Genomic DNA, 16,571 nt, shown 5'->3' with positions numbered 1-16,571 from the left:
CGCGCGCCCTAGTACGTCGTGCGTCCGCCGGACGTGTCGAACGTCGAGGCGGTGGTGAAGCTGCATTCTTCGGAGGCCATGAAACAGACCATGGCGGCGCTTTCCTCCACCTCGCCCAGGCGACCCATCGGGATCTTGGAGCGCATGTATTCGACCTGGCTGGGCGGAAGCTGTTGCAGGATCGGGCTTTCGAAAGTGGCGGGGGTCAGGCTGTTGGCGATGACGCCCTTGTCGGCCAGTTCCTTGCCCAGCGACTTGGTGAAACCGATCACGCCGGCCTTTGAGGCGGAATAGGCGCTGGCGTTCGGATTGCCTTCCTTGCCTGCGACGGAGGCCACGTTGACGATGCGGCCATAGCCGTTGGCCAGCATGAAAGGCACGATGGCGCGCGAGCAGTAGAAGACGCCGTTCAGATTGATGTCGACGACGCGCTTCCAGCTGTCGATAGGGAACTCATGCACCGGAACCGTGGCGCCGGTGATCCCGGCCGAGGCGACCAGGATGTCGATCCGGCCCAGCGCCTGGTTGGCTTGTTCCGCCGCCGCAGCGACGGCGTCCGCGTCCGACACGTCCAGCGCCGCGACGTGGATCGCGCCGACCTCGTCCGCCGCCGCCGCCAGCGCATCGGCGTTGAGGTCCCACAGCACCACCTTGCCGCCTTCGGCGACGATGCGGGCGGCGGAGGCCTTGCCCAGGCCCGAGGCGCCGCCGGTGACCACGGCCGTGCGGCCCGCAAAACGCCCCTGATAGGCGCTCATCGCTTCCACTCCACGAAGGTCTGGCCCTGTTCACCGAGCTTCTGGATGCCCAGGCGAACCGTATCGCCCGGTTTCAAGTAGAGCGGCGGCTTCTGGCCCAGGCCGACGCCCGGAGGGGTGCCGGTGGTGATCAGGTCGCCCGGCTCCAGCGTCATGAACTCCGAAAGATAGGAGACGATCTCGGCGACGCCGAAGATCATGGTTTTGGTGTTGCCGGTCTGCATGCGTTGGCCGTTCAGGTCCAGCCACATGTCCAGGTCCTGAACATCGCCCACTTCGTCGGTGGTGACGATCCAGGGACCGACGGGACCGAAGGTGTCGCACCCCTTGCCCTTGTCCCAGGTGCCGCCCCGCTCGGTCTGGAAGGCGCGCTCAGACACGTCGTTGATCAGCACATAGCCGGCGACGTGATCCAGCGCCTCATCCTGGGTGACGTAGGTGGCGGGCTTGCCGATCACGATGCCCAGTTCGACCTCCCAGTCGGTCTTTTCCGAACCGCGCGGAATGATCACGTCGTCGTTCGGTCCGTTCAGGCAGGTGATGGCCTTGGTGAAGACGACGGGTTCGGCCGGGATGGGCAGGTTGGATTCGGCGGCGTGGTCGGCGAAGTTCAGGCCGATGGCGATGAACTTGCGGCTGCCCTTGACGGGCAGGCCATAGCGGGGCTGGCCCTCGACGAGGGGAAGACTGGTCGGATCAATGGCTTTCAAGGCCGCGAGCGCCGGTCCGTACAGCTGTTCCGGGGTGATGTCGGCGACGACGCCCGACAGATCACGAATGCGGCCCTCGGCGTCCAGCGTGCCGGGTTTCTCGTCGCCCTTGGGACCATAACGCAGCAGTTTCATAAGGGGCTTTCGTCTTAGCGCACGTAGGGGCGATGAAGGGCGATGTCGCGGTTCAGCTCGACGCCGAAACCTGGCGTGTCGGGCATTTTCAGGCGGCCGTTCACCGGCGTCGGCTCGCCGATCAGCTGGGGATGGAACATGGGCACGACCTTGTCGGCTCCGGGCGCCATCATCAGGAACTCGGCGAACGGGCTGTTATGGCGCGTGACCACGAAGTGGTAGGAATAGACGCTGGATCCGTGCGGGATCATCAGCACGCCCTTGGCGTCGGCCATGGCGGAAATCTTGATCAGTTCGGTCACGCCGCCGCACCAGCCGACGTCCGGCTGGATGATGTCGCAGCATTCCATTTCCAGCAGCATGCGGAAGCCCCAGCGGGTGGCCTCGTGCTCGCCAGTCGTGACCAGCATCCCCTTGGGCGCGTTCTTTTTCAGCGTCTGATAACCCCAGTAGTCGTCGGGGCTGAGCGCTTCCTCGATCCACTTCAGACCCAGTTTGTGCGCCTCGTGGGCCAGGCGGGTGGCGTAGTTCAGGTCCAGCGCCATCCAGCAGTCGAACATCAGCCAGAAGTCGTCGCCGCAGGCGTTCCGCATGGCCTCAAGCTCGGCCAGGTTCTTGTGCAGGCCTTCCTCGCCCTCGGCCGGGCCGTGGTGCAGCGGCATCTTGCCGCCGATGAAACCCAGTTCCTTGGCTTTGTCCGGACGCGCGCCGGTGGCGTAGAAGGTCAGCTCGTCACGCACGGCGCCGCCCAGCATGGCGAAGACCGGCTCCTGACGCAGGCGGCCCAGCAAATCCCACAGGGCCAGATCGACGCCCGAGATGGCGTTCACGACCAGCCCTTTGCGGCCATAGTACTGGGTCGAGAAATACATCTGATCCCAGATCTTCTCGACCTCGGTCGGGTCTCGACCTTCCAGGAAACGAGCCAGGTGCTTCTCGACAATATAGGCGGCGGGCTCGCCCCCGGTCGTCACCGCGAAGCCGACGACGCCGTTCTCGGCCTCGATCTCAACGACCAAGGTGCCCAACACATTGATGCCGAAGCTGCGGCGGCTCTGACGGTATTCGGGATATTTCGCCATTGGCGTGGCGATATGGTCGTCGATCCAGTGGCCATCGCCCTGGTCATGATAGTCGGCGCCGCCGCCTGCGCCGTCATTCTTCACGACGAAGGCGCGAACATGCTTGATCTTTGGAAGGCGGCTCATTGAGCCATCACCGGCGTCTGGTGATTTGCTCCCATCATGCGGGATTTCACTGGCTTTCCTCCGTGCGGCGCGTCAAACTCGATCCCGTTCCGCGGACGAGCTTGCGTGTTTTGCTACATTCTGAGAACGAGGATTACGAAATGGGACGAGTGGCGTCAATCAAGACCGTGCAGGTAGATGGGGAAGATGAGGTCGGGACCAAAGCGTCCGGCAGTCAGACGCTGCTGCGCGGCCTGGACGTGATCGACGCCCTGATGGACGGCTCTCTGCCTCTGGCTGAGTTGTCAGAAAAACTGGACCTGACCCGCAGCACCACGCACCGCCTGGCTTCCGCCCTGGTTGATCGTCGCCTGCTCTCGTTCCGCCCCCGCGAAGGCTATAGCCTGGGCCCGAAACTGCTGGAACTGGGCCACGCCGCCAGCCAACAGATGCATCTGCCCCGCGTCGCCCGTCCATGGCTGGAGCAACTGTCCGCCCAAACCGATGATACGGTCCATCTCGGCGTCCTCGACGGACGCCATGCCCTTTATCTCGACAAGGTCGCCGGCCGGCGCCGGATCAATATCGGCTCCCGCCTGGGAGAGCGGCACCCGATCGCCTCGACCGGCCTGGGTAAGGCCCTGATTCTCGACAAGTCCGAGCCGGAATGGATCGACTTCTATGCGCCTGAGGGCGCGCCCTATGATTCGTCGGCCCGCGCCGTCTGGCTGGAGCGGATGCACGCCTATGCCCAGAAGGGCTATGCTTTCGACCTGGAAGAGAACGAGGACCAGATCCGCTGCGTCGCCGCGCCGATCCGCTCGGTGGACGGCCATATCGTCGCCGCGCTCAGTGTCTCTTCGGCCGCGCAGTATATGTCGGACGCCCGCATGGCGGAGCTGACCAAGACAGTCACCGCCGCCGCCAACGCCATCAGCGCCGACCTCGGCTGGCAGCCTAAACCCTGAACATCGTAGAACGCCGGAGCCCACATGCTGCTTGAGAACAAGGTCGTCCTGATCACGGGCGCATCGCGGGGTATCGGACGGGCGACGGCGGTAGAGGCCGCGCGCCAGGGCGCAAATGTCGCCCTCAACACCTTCCGCGACGACGCGGTCGCCGCCGAGGTGGTCGCGGAAATCGAAGCCCTGGGCCGCCAAGCCATCGTGGTCGATGCGGACGTGGCCCTGCCGGACAGCGCGACGACCTTCGTGAACACGGCCGTCAAGGCGTTCGGGCGCGTGGATATCTTCGTCTCCAACGCCGGAATCTGCCCCTTCCACGCCTTCCTCGACATGCCGGTCGAGACGCTGCAGCGCACGATGGAGGTCAATCTCCACGGGGCTTATTTCATGACCCAGGCGGCGGCGAACCAGATGGTGAAACAGGGGGAGGGCGGCGCCATCGTCGCCATCAGCTCGATCTCGGCCCTGGTCGGCGGCGAGATGCAGACCCACTACACCCCGACCAAGGCGGGGGTTCACAGCCTGATGCAGTCCTGCGCCGTCGCCCTGGGGCGTCACGGCATTCGCTGCAACTCGGTCCTGCCCGGCACCATCGCCACCGACATCAACAAGGACGATCTCGCCGATCCCAAGAAGCGCGAATATATGGAAAGCCGCATTCCCCTGGGACGCCTGGGCAAGCCCGAGGACATCGCCTCGGTCGTCGCCTTCCTGGCCTCGGACATGGCGGCCTATATGTCCGGCGCGGCCCTGCTGGTCGACGGCGGCGCCTTCGCCAACTTCCAGTAGGGCGTCACGGTGATCATTTCCTCGCCCGGCGACTATCGCGAGGCGGCGCGGCGCAAGCTGCCGCCCTTCCTGTTTCATTATATCGACGGCGGCGCCTACGCCGAACAGACGCTGCGCCGCAACGTCGAGGACTGGCAGGCCATCGCCCTGCGCCAGCGCGTCCTACAGGACATGACCAGCCTCAGCCTGGAAACACGGCTGTTCGACGAGACCCTGCGGCTGCCGATCATCCTGGCGCCGGTCGGCCTGACCGGCATGTACGCCCGGCGCGGCGAGGTGCAGGCGGCCAAGGCGGCGGCCTCGCGCGGCGTGCCCTTCACCCTGTCCACCGTCTCGGTCTGCCCCATTGAGGAGGTGGCGCCGGCCATCGACCGGCCGATGTGGTTCCAGCTCTATGTCCTGCGCGACCGAGGCTTCATGAAGAATGCGCTGGAGCGGGCCAGGGCTGCGGGGGTGAAGACCCTGGTCTTCACCGTCGATATGCCGACCCCCGGCGCCCGCTATCGCGACGCCCATTCGGGCATGAGCGGCCCTCATGCCGAGATACGCCGCATGATCCAGGCGATGACGCACCCGGCCTGGGCCTGGGACGTCGGGGTGCGCGGCACGCCGCACGATCTGGGAAATATCTCGGCCTATCTGGGCAAGCCTACGGGTCTGGCGGACTACATCGGCTGGCTGGGCCAGAATTTCGATCCTTCGATATCCTGGAAGGATCTCCAGTGGATCCGCGACTTCTGGGACGGGCCGATGATCATCAAGGGCGTGCTGGATGCTCAGGACGCCCGCGACGCCGTCAGCTTCGGCGCTGACGGCATTGTGGTGTCGAACCACGGCGGCCGTCAACTGGACGGCGTCCTGTCATCGGCGCGGGCCTTGCCTGCGATCGCCGAAGCGGTGAAAGGCGATATCCGCATCCTGATCGATTCCGGCGTTCGCAACGGCCTGGACGTCGTCCGCGCCATCGCCCTTGGGGCCGACGCCGTGATGCTGGGACGAGCCTTCGTCTATGCGCTGGCGGCGGGCGGCGAGGCCGGCGTCGCCAACCTGCTGGACCTGTTCGAGAAGGAGATGCGGGTGGCCATGACGTTGACGGGGGCGAAGTCCGTGGCGGGGATCAGCCAGGATATGCTGGCCCTCTGAACCTTCGCCTTCTTCCGAAAGGCGAAGGTTGCTCGAAGCGTCAACTGAAGAAGGCCCCGCCGACCTGGATCGGCGGGGTTTTAGAGACGACTCGGCCCGCTTGCCGGTGCAGCACAGTCAAATCGATGGTTGCCGCCGTTTACGGAATAGACCGAGCGCTTGTCTTCTTGGCGGACGAGTTGGGCGTTCTTCGGGGGCTGAGCGACTTCGCCCGGGCACCAGATTTCAGCCGAAGCTCCTGCGGGGATGCCCACGTCCAATATCAGACGATCACCGACCCGGCGCCACTCCGACGAAATGCGTCCCCTGACCGTGTCGAGATGGGCGGAGACGTGGTCGAGACCCTGCGGCGCCTCCGGACGTATCACGATGGTCCGGTAGCCCGGCGCGCCAGGCCGAATGCCGGCAAGGCTTTGATAAAACCAACTGGAGACCAAGCCCCAGTAGTGATGGTCGTAGGATCGACTATCCAGAGACCAGCCCTCAAGCATGGTATGAATATCGTTGGCCAACCAGAACCCCCAGCTGGGTTCGGTGGTCTGAGTTGCGACGCGGTAGACGGTATCGACGTGGCCCGCATCACTGAGCAGCGTCAACGCATAGCGGCCCGAGAAAACACCCATGCTGGACAGGTGGTAGTCGTGGGCCACGATGTCGTCATTGACCTTTTGAAGCACGGCGTTCGCCAGGCCGTCAGGAACGAGGCCGAATGCTACAGGCAGGATGTTCTGATATTGTACGAAGGCTGGCGCATCGCCCGACTTCGCCGGAACGCGATAAACCTCGCGGCCAGCGTCCCAGTAGGTGCGATTGTAGGCTGCGCGGATCGCATCTGCACGGGCGGCATAGGCTCGCGCATCCGCCTGTTTGCCCAGCAAGGCCGCGTTCTTGGCCAGCAGCTGGGTCATGTGGAAGAGATAGGCGGTCGCGACACTATCGACGTCGCCGGGCCCCGGCTGAGGCGGCGGGCCTCCGGCGCGATTTCCGGCCATGAAGGCGGCGATCATTTCAGGCGTGATCGGTGGGCGAGGATTGGCGTATTCGCCGAGGAAGGTGTTGGCCAGCTGGCGGTAATGGAAATCGTCCGGCGTGAACCAGGACGCGGTGTAGTCCACCAGTCTCTTCTGGGTGTCGTACATCTCGGCCAGGAGGCGCGTGTCACCCGTCAGCTGATACAGGTCGTCGGGCAGTATGAAGGTGGCGGCGTCCCAAGAGGGTGTGGGGCCGTTGACCATGTTCCACCCCGGCGTGCCCTCGTAACCGTACTGGGGCGTCGACGGCACGATCTCGGGGATTTCGCCACTGGGCGCCTGGGCGTCTCGGAAATCACCCATCCACTTGGTCCAGACGCGGCTGACGTCGAAGTTCAAAGCAGAGGCCAGAGCTGACGCCTGGGCGTCGCCCGTCCAGCCATTCTTCTCGAACGTCGGCGTATCGGTCTGGAAGCCGTGCATATTGTTCAGGATGGTGGCGCGGGCCGCCGCCTGAATCTGGTTCAACAGGGGGTTCGAGCTTTCGAAGCTTCCGATCGAGGCTACGTCGGAGTGCATGACTTCGCCGGTCAGGCTGTCCAGCGTCGGCGTGCCTGGGAAGCCCCGGACTTCCACATAACGGAAGCCGCGATAACCGAAACGCGGCGTCCAGTCTTCCGGACCGTCGCCGGCCAGGGTGTACTGATCGGTCTGAAGCTGCGTATCCACCAGTCCGCTCGCGGACAGGACCGTTCCGTCGGGACGGAGCTTCTCGTGCTGGATCATGGAGATGGTCTGGCCGGATGGTCCATTGACCTTAAGATGAAGGCGGCCGGCGAAGATGCTGCCGAAATCGTAGATCCACACGCCTGGACGGACCTGCTTCAGGCTGACGGCGCGGCGCGTGCCGACTACCGCGATCGGCTGTTGTTCTGCAGCGTCCAGGCGGCCTGCCGGACCATGGACGAGACGAGCGGTCGTCCAATCGCGGTCGTCAAATCCGGGCTGCGACCACCCACGGGGCAGCAGGCGGGCGTCATAACGTTCGCCCGCATAGATGGAGTCATGCCGGGTCGGCCCCGGGTGGGTCCGCCATTGGTCGTCGGTCGCGACGATCTGTCGGCTGCCATCCGCCAGGGTGACTTCCAGCTGAAGTCGCGCGGTAGGGCGATTGCGCCACGGCGCCTCGTGCCAATACCATTCGTTGGGTTCGACCAGGTCGTACCAGCCGCGACCTAGCTCCAGACCAATGACGTTGTCTCCGCGACGGATATGATCGGTTACATCCAGCGTCCGATAAAGGACGCGACGATCATAGGCCGTGAAACCGTCGCCGACGGCTTCGTTGATCGTCTTGCCGTTGATGTCGATGCGAGGAAAGCCGCCGGCGGCGACATAGAGGCGGGCCTCGACGACGTCCCCCTCTATGATGAACAGGCGACGCAGCAGGGCGGCTGGCTCAGTCTGAGGGAAGACGATATCGACGCCCCTCGCGTTGGCGATGTGCAGGCCGTCGGCCTCGATCGTGCCGCCGCTGAGCGGGTTGTCATTGCCCGAGAAGGCTGCGCGCGTGACGGAGCCGTTCGCCGGGGTGACGGTGAGCTCATGCAGGACGATGGCGTCGGGTGCAGGCGCCGATTGCCCGAACGTGGCGGGGCCGGCCTGAAAAATTCCGGCCGTTCCCTGGCGGTGATCGGTGTTCTCGAGCGTGTCGATGACGACGTCATCAAGGCGCGTGACGATGCGCGCCCCCTTGGCCTCTACCGTCAGCGTATGCTGGCCCGCGGTCCATTGCGTCAGTGTAAAGGGCAGAGGCACGGCCTTCAGCACCGTTTCCTTCACCAGGGGTTGGGACTGGGCGTCATAGGTCCGCGAAAGCGCCGTCAAGATCGGTTGACCTTCGGAGATTCCAAGCCGCCAGACATAGGCTTCCCCAAAGGTCTTGCCGACAGGGCTGGCCCGGAACAGGAAGTCGATGTCGCCTCCAGTCGGCGTAAAGCGCCACTCCGTCGTCGCGTCAGACCAGACGTGCTCGACGGAGGAATCGGTGGAAATCCAGTGCGCCTGCCAATCGTCGGGCTGCAGCAATCCCATTTCCCAAACGGCGGGCGAGCTCCAATCGGAGGGTCGGCCTTCGGCGTCGCGGGTCTGGACCCGCCAAACGTAGCGCCCACGTGATGCTAGCGCAGGGCCTTCAAAGACGATCTGGGTTTGGTCGCCGGACGCCACGTCGCCGCTGTCCCAGACCAGATCGCCGTTCGATAGGCTGGCTTCAGAGGTCGCCACCTGAAGTCGATAATGGGTCTGATGTGTCCTCGTGGCTTGCGGCGCCAGCCACTGGAAGCGTGGCCGGAGTACATCTGCGCCGAGCAGGGACGGTGCGGATTCGATCTTCAGATCCGATGGTGCGTTTGGCGACGCCTGGAGCATGGCGAGACGAGGCTGTTCGGCGTCGGCATGGGCGCATGCAGCCAGCATCAGACCGGTCGCTCCACAGAGCGCCAGCGATCGAAGGGACCGTCTCATATGCATGCCTCCCAGCAGCGTCGCCATTCGGCGCGTTTTATTGTTGGAATGACGATATACCAACAGGTGGAAAACCGTCCCGTCAATCGGTCACAATTGGAAAAGTTCAGGGGGTAAATGCGACCTCTTGACGTTTTTCCCTAAATATCGGAACGTTGGATCACAAAATGGGACGAGGGGGCAGCTCTCGCGGGAGGACATTTCTTATACTGGCGCCGATTTGGGCGCATCGACGCGGCTCGTCGCTCGCGCCAATTGCAAAACAACACGCCCAGACCGGTCCACAGAAGACGGTCGGGTCAGGGAGAGACAAGATGAAAGCCACCAAGGAAGTCGCGCGGCTGCTGTGCAGCGTCGCCTTCGTCGCCGCGAGCTTCGGCGGCGCCGGGCATGCGCTTGCCCAAGACGCCTCCGTTTCAGCGCCCGACGCGATGCAGACAGACGACAACGCCGCCGAACTGGATGAGATCGTCGTCACAGGCACGCTGTTGCGGGGCGTCGCGCCTACGGGAACGAATGTGGTCGGCGTCACCAGCGAGGATATCGTCTCCACGGGCGTCACCTCGTCGGCGGACCTTTTGGCGCGTGTCCCGCAGGTGACCAACGCCTTCGGCGGCGTGCCGCAGGGATCCTCGACGATAGCCGAGCCCATCACTCGCCCGAATATCCGCAGCCTCGGCGCGTCGGGCGGGTCCACGACCCTGATCCTTCTGAACGGCAACCGCATGGTCGGCGCCGGGATTCTGCAGACGTCGCCTGATCCTTCCGCCATTCCTCCGTCCGTGCTGGAGCGCGTCGAAGTGATCCCTGACGGCGGCTCGTCCATCTACGGGTCCGACGCCATCGGTGGCGTGATCAACTTCATCACGCGCAAGCGGTACGACGGCGTCGAACTGACCGCCAAATACGGCATGGGCGACGACTATACGACGACCGACTTCAGCGCCATGGCCGGGAAGGACTGGGGCAGTGGCTCGGCCTTGATCGCCTACGCCTATGCCCAGCATGACGCCATCGCAGGCGCAGATCGTGACTGGTTCGCCCAGGATCATCTGGCGGCCGGCGGGTCGGACTTCCGTTCGCAAAGCTGCACGCCCGGCAATATCACGACGGGCGGCGTCACCTATCGGATGGATACCCGCACCGTGGGCGTCAATCGCTGCGACGAGAACAAGGCGATCGACTTCTATCCTGAGGAAGAGCGTCAGAGTGTCTATGCAGCCCTGAGCCAGCAACTGACCGAAGACCTCAGCTTCGACGTCACGGGCTATTATTCGGAACGCGACACCGTGCGGAAAGGTCAGTCGCCGACGGACGGCACCGGCGTTCGCGGCACGGGAACGATCACCTCCGCCAACCCCTATTTCCGGCCGATCGGCGCCGAAACTTCGCAGACGGTCGCCTTCAACTATTCCGCCGTCACAGGCGATGCGCTGGAAAACCCGAGCAACTTCAGCTCGATGGGCGTCACACCGACCCTGACCTACAAGTTCGATGGCGGTTGGCAGATTCGTGCGACCGGGAACTATGGTCGCAGCACCAACACGGTGCACACGCGCCAGATCAACACGACGGCCCAGGCGGCGGCCTTGGCCGGCACGACTGCGGCGACGGCGTTGAACCCCTATGATGTCGGCACGACCAATTCGACGGTTCTGGACGGCATCCTGAACTACGAGCTGTACGGCGACGCCACGCAGGAAATCCGTTCGGTCAGGACCGTCGCGGACGGCAACATCTTCTCGACGGCGGCAGGGCAGGCTCGCCTGGCGCTCGGCGCCGAATACTATGAGGAGAAACTCGACCAGACGCAGGGCCAGGGCATGATCGGAAACCCCATCGGCGCCTCCAGCAGCTCAAACCGTGACGTCACTTCCCTGTTCGGCGAGATCTTTGTGCCGCTCAAAGGGCAGGACAGCGGGATCGGATCGATCGACGTCAACGCCTCGATGCGTATGGATGTCTACAGCGACGTCGGAGACACCATCAATCCCAAGGTCGGTTTCAACTGGCGACCGGTTTCCGAACTGCGCATACGCGGGAACTGGGGCACGTCCTTCCACGCGCCCAGTCTATCGGACCTCGGCTCATCGGTGGACACGCGGGCTCAGGTTCTGGGCGTCAGTCCGTTCCGCGCCGGCGGCAGCCCGGCGTCGGACCTGTTCCGGCCGACCATTCTCCTGGCCGGCGGCAATCCGAACCTGAAGCCGGAAGAAGCCACCACCTGGTCGTTCGGCGCAGATTGGAACCCTGTCGGCGCCCTGGATGGGCTCAGGGTCAATCTGACCTACTTCAATGTGGAGTTCACCGACGCTATCGGCCTTGCCCCCTTCTTCAATGGCGCCTCCTATTTCGCCAATCCTTCCTATGCGTCCTTCTTCACGTTGAATCCGACCCAGGCCCAGGCCGAGGCGGCCACGGCGGGACAGCGGGTGGAGAATGCGCCGAGCATCACCAGCCTGTACACGGGCGGCGGCGCGACGCCCTATGCGCTGATCGATGCCCGCCGCAACAATCTCGGCTCGCTCAAGGTTGATGGGATCGACTTCGACATCGGCTATGACTGGACGCTGCCGCTCGGCACGGTCAGCGCAGGGCTGGCGGGCACCTATACGCTCAATCGTGACAGTCAAGCTGTCCCAGGCGCGCCGACCGTCAATGAGTTGGACAACTCGACCAGTCGGTATTCTCTGGTTGGCACGCTGGGATGGCGTTCCGGTCCGGTCACGGTCGACGCGATCGTCAACCATCGAGCGGGTTATGACGTGACCGGCGTGGTTGGGCAGTCCGAGGTCGATGCTTACACCCTGGTCAATCTGTTCGCGCGCTATGAGTTGCCTGGCGAAGGCTGGATGCAAAACACCGCCCTGACCCTGAACGTCGACAACGTCTTCGACGAGGATCCGCCCTACTTCAACAGCGCGACCGGTTATGCGAACGGCGCCACGCTGGGCCGTGTCTTCTCGATCGGGGTGCGCAAGGCCTTCTGATCTCCCTTCGTCTCGTCCGGGGCCGTCGTCGCCCCGGACCCACCAAATCAGACGACCCAGACACTCTTTCTCTGCGCGTTCGTCCGAGCCGACGTCGCAAGGCGTCCTTCTGAGCGACTGACCGGCGCGTCCAGTGATGCGCCGGTCCTTTTCTCCGCAAAGCGAAAACGAGAACGCACTCATGAAATCCCGGCTGCTTACCGCGTCCATAACCGCGCTTCTGGTCGCTTCGATCGCCGCCCCCAACTTGTCGTGGGCCTCTCAGGTTTCGCCCGCTGCAGTGCAGGCCCAGGCCGTTCCGGCGGACGTGCTCGCTCGAGCGAATGCACTGATCGCGCGCATGACATTGGAAGAAAAGGCCGGTCAGGTCAGTCAGCTCTTCCTGTTCGGCGATCCGACCCCATTCGAGCCGGGTGTGCGGTCCGGCGCCACGGGGGCGTTGCTGTTCGTCACCGATCCCGCCCTGATCAATCGCCTGCAGAAGGTGGCGGTCGAAGAAAGTCGACTCGGCATCCCCCTATTGTTCGGCTTCGATGTCATTCACGGATTGCGGACGATCTTCCCTGTGCCGATTGGCATGGCGGCGTCCTGGGACCCCGCATCCGTCGAGCAGGGGCAGGCCATCGCGGCGGCCGAGGCGCGGGCCAGCGGCATTCATTGGACATTCGCTCCGATGCTCGACATCACCCGCGACCCGCGATGGGGCCGCATCGTCGAAGGGCCGGGCGAGGATCCCTATCTCGGCGCCGCCCTCGCTCGCGCGGCCGTGAAGGGGTTCCAAGGCGAACATATCGGGGCTCCGGGCCACATCATCGCGGGACCGAAGCATTTCGCCGTCTATGGCGCATCCGAAGGCGGTCGGGATTACGACAGCGCATTCGTCTCGGACAGCCAGTTCTACAATGTCTATCTGCCGCCGTTCGCAGCCGCCATCGAAGCGGGCGCCGGCAATATCATGAGCGCCTATATGGAGCTTAACGACATCCCGGCCGCCGCCAATCACTGGCTGCTGACGGATGTCTTGCGCAAACAGCTAGGGTTCGAAGGCTTTGTCGTCAGCGACGCAAACGGGGTCAAAAGCCTCGTCCCGCAAGGCTTCGCAATTGATGAGGCGGACGCCGCAGTCAGGGGGCTATCAGCCGGAAACGACCTCGAGATGGCGACCGCAGAGGCCGCCAACGCCACTCTTCCGCAAGCTGTCCGTTCGGGACGTTTGAAGGAGGCGGTCTTGGACGACGCGGTTCGCCGCGTCTTGGTCGCCAAGATTCGCATGGGTCTGTTCGAAAACCCTTATGTGGATGAGGGGGCGACCGAAGCCGTCTTGAGCGCGCCGGAACACCGCCAGGCCGCCCTCGCTGCGGCGGAGCGTTCGCTGGTGTTGCTGCAGAACGCCGGTGGCGCCCTGCCGCTTTCGGCGGCAGCATATCGACGAGTTGCAGTCATCGGTCCTCTGGCGGATTCAGCCCAGGATACGCTCGGCTCGTGGGTGTTCGTGCCGAAACTCGAGGAGACAGTAACTGTCGCCGAGGGCATACGTAGAAGACTTGGCGAAAGCGCCCAGGTCACGACGGCGCCGGGCGTCCAGCTTCGCCGCGGCACGCCGTCCATGTTCGAGATGTTTCGACCCGCGCCGCCGGCCTGGACCGAAGCTCAGGCGGAGGTAGAGTTCGAGCGAGCCGTCGAGGCGGCGCGAGGCGCCGATCTCGTCGTCCTGGCGCTGGGCGAAATCGAGCAGATGAGCGGAGAGGGGGCGTCGCGTACTTCGCTGTCCCTGCCGGGAGATCAGCTTCGCCTGGTCGATGCCGTCAAGGCGCTTAACAAGCCGATGGTTGCTGTGCTGCTGAATGGCCGCCCGCTCGACATCGCGCCGCTTGCGGAACAGGTGCCGGGAATCCTGGAGGCTTGGCATCCGGGTTCCGAGGGCGGGACGGCCGTCGCCAAGGCCCTGTTCGGCGACATCAATCCGGGCGGCAAACTGCCGATGACCTGGCCCCGCAGCGTGGGGCAGATCCCGATCTACTACAGCCATAACGCGACTAAGGCGCCGGCCGATCAAGGGGCACGCTACTGGGACCAGCCTTCGACGCCGCTCTACCCATTCGGCTATGGGCTCAGCTACACCGACTTCACCTTCACGGATATCGCGGTGGACCGTGCGGCCGTGCGGCTCGGCGAACCGGTCGTCGTCACGGCGACGGTGACCAATACCGGCGCCCGCGCCGGCGACGAGGTCGTGCAACTCTATATCCACCAACGCTCCGGCCGGGCTTCTCGTCCGGTGAGGGAGTTGAAGGGTTTCGAGCGGGTGACGCTTCAGCCGGGCGAAAGCCGGCAGGTGCGTTTCACTCTGACCCAGGCAGAGCTGCGCTACTGGAACGCGGGCGAGCGGGACTGGGTCTTGGACCCATCGGACTTCGACGTCTGGATCGGCGGCGATTCCCGCGCGGAACTCAAAACCTCCTTTACGGTGGCGCCATGATCTTTCAGGGGCGTTTCGCGGGCCGCACGGCCGTGGTCACCGGCGGCGCCTCAGGCTTGGGGAAGGCTTCCGCCGCCCGCATCGTCGCCGAGGGCGGCAAGGTGGTGCTGTGGGACCTCAACGCCGATGCGCTGGCGGCGGCGGCGGACGAGGTCGGCGCGATCCACGTCGCGGCGCTGGACGTGTCGGACGCGGACGCCGTCGCTGCGGCGGCCGAACAAGCCAACCAGGCGCTGGGCCGGATCGACATCCTGGTCGCCTCGGCCGGGATCACCGGCGCCACGGTTCCGGTGCATGAGTTCCCGATCGACAGCTGGAAGCGCGTCGTCGACATCAATCTGAACGGCGTCTTCTACTGCTCGCGCGCCATCGTGCCCTTCATGCTGGCCAACGGCTATGGCCGCATCGTCAACGTGGCCTCCGTCGCGGGCAAGGAAGGCAATCCGAACGCCAGCGCCTATTCCGCCTCCAAGGCCGGCGTGATCGGTTTCACCAAGTCGCTGGGCAAGGAACTGGCCGACAAGGGCGTCATCGCCAACAGCCTGACCCCCGCCACTTTCGAAAGCCCGATCCTGCAACAGCTTCCGCCCAGCCAGGTCGAATACATGCGCTCCAAGATCCCGATGGGCCGCCTGGGCGAGGTCGAGGAAAGCGCCGCCATGGTCTGTTTCATGGCCTCCGAAGAATGCAGCTTCACCACCGCCTCGACGTTCGACACGTCCGGCGGACGCACGACGTACTGATTGATTTCGATGCTTGGGGCCCTGACACGGCGGCCTTGAAGCTCAGGGCGGTGATCTCGCCTCGGATTGAGCCGAGAACTCTACGGTGCTTGCCCCTTCGCAGGACCGCCCGATTACGCAGCTGTTGCGCCATTCACCCGTCGCGAGGAGATGGCCCCCGTAGCGGCGGCCTTCGCGTCAAAGCGGTACATCGTGGCGGCGCGGCGGCGTGAAGCCATAGGTTCTGAACCGTGTATCAAGACGACCGTTGGCGATGGTGACCTCCAGATAGCCCTCCGGCGTGCCCAGGAAGCTACCGCGCCAGTCCGCCCCGGCGACCGCGCCGCTGGAGATGTAGCGCACCCCGGCGACCTCGACGGTCTCGTGTACGTGACCATGCCCCTGCAAGACCCCCAACACATTGTGGTTCTGGAACAGTCGCATCACCTCACGGCCGTTCATCACCCGAGTCCAGTCATAGGGCGAGGCCGCCCAGTCTTCGGGCTCGTAGCACTCCAGCGCGGTCACCAACGGGATGTGAGTCAGGACCACCACCGGATCCGAGGGCGAGAGGATCGCGAACTCGCCGCGCAGCCATGCCAGCTGCTCGGCGTCGATGCGACCCTCGTAGTTGCGGCCCTTGAAACCGATCGAGTCCAGGACAAGGAACCGCACGCCCTTGTGGCTGAAGCCGTAATAGGTCGGCCCGAACTGATCGATGAAGTAGCGCTTGCCGTAGCCGGGCTCGGACGGGTCCACTCCGCTCTTCTCAAACAGCCCGAAACAGTCGTGGTTGCCCAGGACGTGACGAACCGGCTTATCCAGCAGACGTTCGGACTGGCGATAGAGCGCCATCTGGGCGTCGGCGCGCGCGCGCCCTACCTCCATGGCGTCGAACACGTGGTCGCCGCCATGGACCACGAAATCGGCGTCGCTGGCCGCCACCTGGGCAAAGCAGCGATGCACGCCCTCGACCGCGCCGTCCTCGGGCTGGATGTGCGTGTCGCTGAGGAACACGAATTTGAAATCCACTGTCTTGAGCTGGGCGGAGGCGGAGGCGGCGGTGGCGGCGCCGGCGGAAACGAGCGCTCCACAAATCAGGCTTCTGCGGTTCATGGCGGTCTCGATCATGGCCTTGCGCGAAAAAGCGCCGCCGCCGAGGAGCGTCCTCGGCGGCGGCTTGGTCAGGGATACGG

At 64.5% G+C, this 16,571-nt stretch carries 11 protein-coding genes; 6 read left to right on the top strand and 5 right to left on the bottom strand.

Annotated features, from left to right (window positions below; genetic code table 11):
* Positions 1 to 8: 8 nt before the first annotated feature.
* Genes ER13_RS00455 through rhmD form a run of 3 tightly spaced genes read right to left on the bottom strand, consistent with a single transcriptional unit; the run spans position 9 to position 2,811 of the window.
* The gene (locus ER13_RS00455) at positions 9 to 758 is read right to left on the bottom strand and encodes an SDR family NAD(P)-dependent oxidoreductase (protein WP_035305179.1); all 750 of its coding nucleotides are present in this window, start codon (positions 756 to 758) and stop codon (positions 9 to 11) included.
* Positions 755 to 1,603 carry a fumarylacetoacetate hydrolase family protein gene (locus ER13_RS00450; RefSeq protein WP_035305177.1) on the bottom strand — a complete coding sequence of 283 codons (849 nt, stop codon included), beginning with the start codon at positions 1,601 to 1,603 and terminating at the stop codon, positions 755 to 757. The genes ER13_RS00455 and ER13_RS00450 overlap by 4 nt, the downstream gene beginning before the upstream one ends.
* Positions 1,604 to 1,617: 14 nt before the next feature.
* Positions 1,618 to 2,811, bottom strand: a complete 1,194-nt coding sequence (rhmD, locus tag ER13_RS00445; RefSeq protein ID WP_035305175.1) for an L-rhamnonate dehydratase — start codon at positions 2,809 to 2,811, stop codon at positions 1,618 to 1,620.
* Positions 2,812 to 2,951: 140 nt separating this feature from the next.
* Between rhmD and ER13_RS00440 the strand changes: the two genes are divergently transcribed.
* From ER13_RS00440 to lldD, 3 genes are read left to right on the top strand one after another with little or no spacing between them, the layout of a single operon-like run.
* Positions 2,952 to 3,758, top strand: a complete 807-nt coding sequence (locus ER13_RS00440; RefSeq protein ID WP_050771604.1) for an IclR family transcriptional regulator — start codon at positions 2,952 to 2,954, stop codon at positions 3,756 to 3,758.
* A gap of 24 nt (positions 3,759 to 3,782) precedes the next feature.
* Positions 3,783 to 4,544: an SDR family NAD(P)-dependent oxidoreductase gene (locus ER13_RS00435; RefSeq protein WP_035305173.1), complete on the top strand. Its 762-nt coding sequence runs from the start codon at positions 3,783 to 3,785 to the stop codon at positions 4,542 to 4,544.
* Between the two features lie 9 nt (positions 4,545 to 4,553).
* Entirely contained in the window at positions 4,554 to 5,687 is a 1,134-nt protein-coding gene (gene lldD, locus ER13_RS00430) for an FMN-dependent L-lactate dehydrogenase LldD (protein WP_035305170.1), read from the top strand.
* Positions 5,688 to 5,767: 80 nt separating this feature from the next.
* On the opposite strand, the gene ER13_RS00425 is transcribed toward lldD, so the two are convergent.
* On the bottom strand, positions 5,768 to 9,184 hold the full coding sequence (locus tag ER13_RS00425) for an alpha-L-rhamnosidase (RefSeq protein ID WP_231492416.1): 3,417 nt from the start codon (positions 9,182 to 9,184) through the stop codon (positions 5,768 to 5,770).
* Positions 9,185 to 9,498: 314 nt separating this feature from the next.
* Here ER13_RS00425 and ER13_RS00420 point away from each other — a divergent pair, with 314 nt between their 5' ends.
* From ER13_RS00420 to ER13_RS00410, 3 genes are all read left to right on the top strand, one after another.
* A complete protein-coding gene (locus ER13_RS00420; protein ID WP_035305165.1) occupies positions 9,499 to 12,174 on the top strand; it encodes a TonB-dependent receptor in 2,676 nt (891 codons plus the stop codon).
* A 136-nt stretch (positions 12,175 to 12,310) separates the two neighbouring features.
* Positions 12,311 to 14,653 carry a beta-glucosidase BglX gene (bglX, locus tag ER13_RS00415; protein WP_231492419.1) on the top strand — a complete coding sequence of 781 codons (2,343 nt, stop codon included), beginning with the start codon at positions 12,311 to 12,313 and terminating at the stop codon, positions 14,651 to 14,653.
* A complete protein-coding gene (locus ER13_RS00410; RefSeq protein ID WP_008262770.1) occupies positions 14,650 to 15,396 on the top strand; it encodes an SDR family NAD(P)-dependent oxidoreductase in 747 nt (248 codons plus the stop codon). The genes bglX and ER13_RS00410 overlap by 4 nt, the downstream gene beginning before the upstream one ends.
* 177 nt (positions 15,397 to 15,573) lie before the next feature.
* Here the strand turns inward: ER13_RS00410 and ER13_RS00405 are convergent, their stop codons facing one another.
* Positions 15,574 to 16,506, bottom strand: coding sequence for a metallophosphoesterase (locus ER13_RS00405; RefSeq protein ID WP_035305163.1), 933 nt, complete (start codon positions 16,504 to 16,506; stop codon positions 15,574 to 15,576).
* Positions 16,507 to 16,571 lie beyond the last annotated feature (65 nt).

The organism is Brevundimonas sp. EAKA, assembly GCF_000698025.1.
Classification (GTDB): domain Bacteria; phylum Pseudomonadota; class Alphaproteobacteria; order Caulobacterales; family Caulobacteraceae; genus Brevundimonas; species Brevundimonas mediterranea_A.
This window is presented reverse-complemented; position numbering and strand designations above follow the sequence as displayed.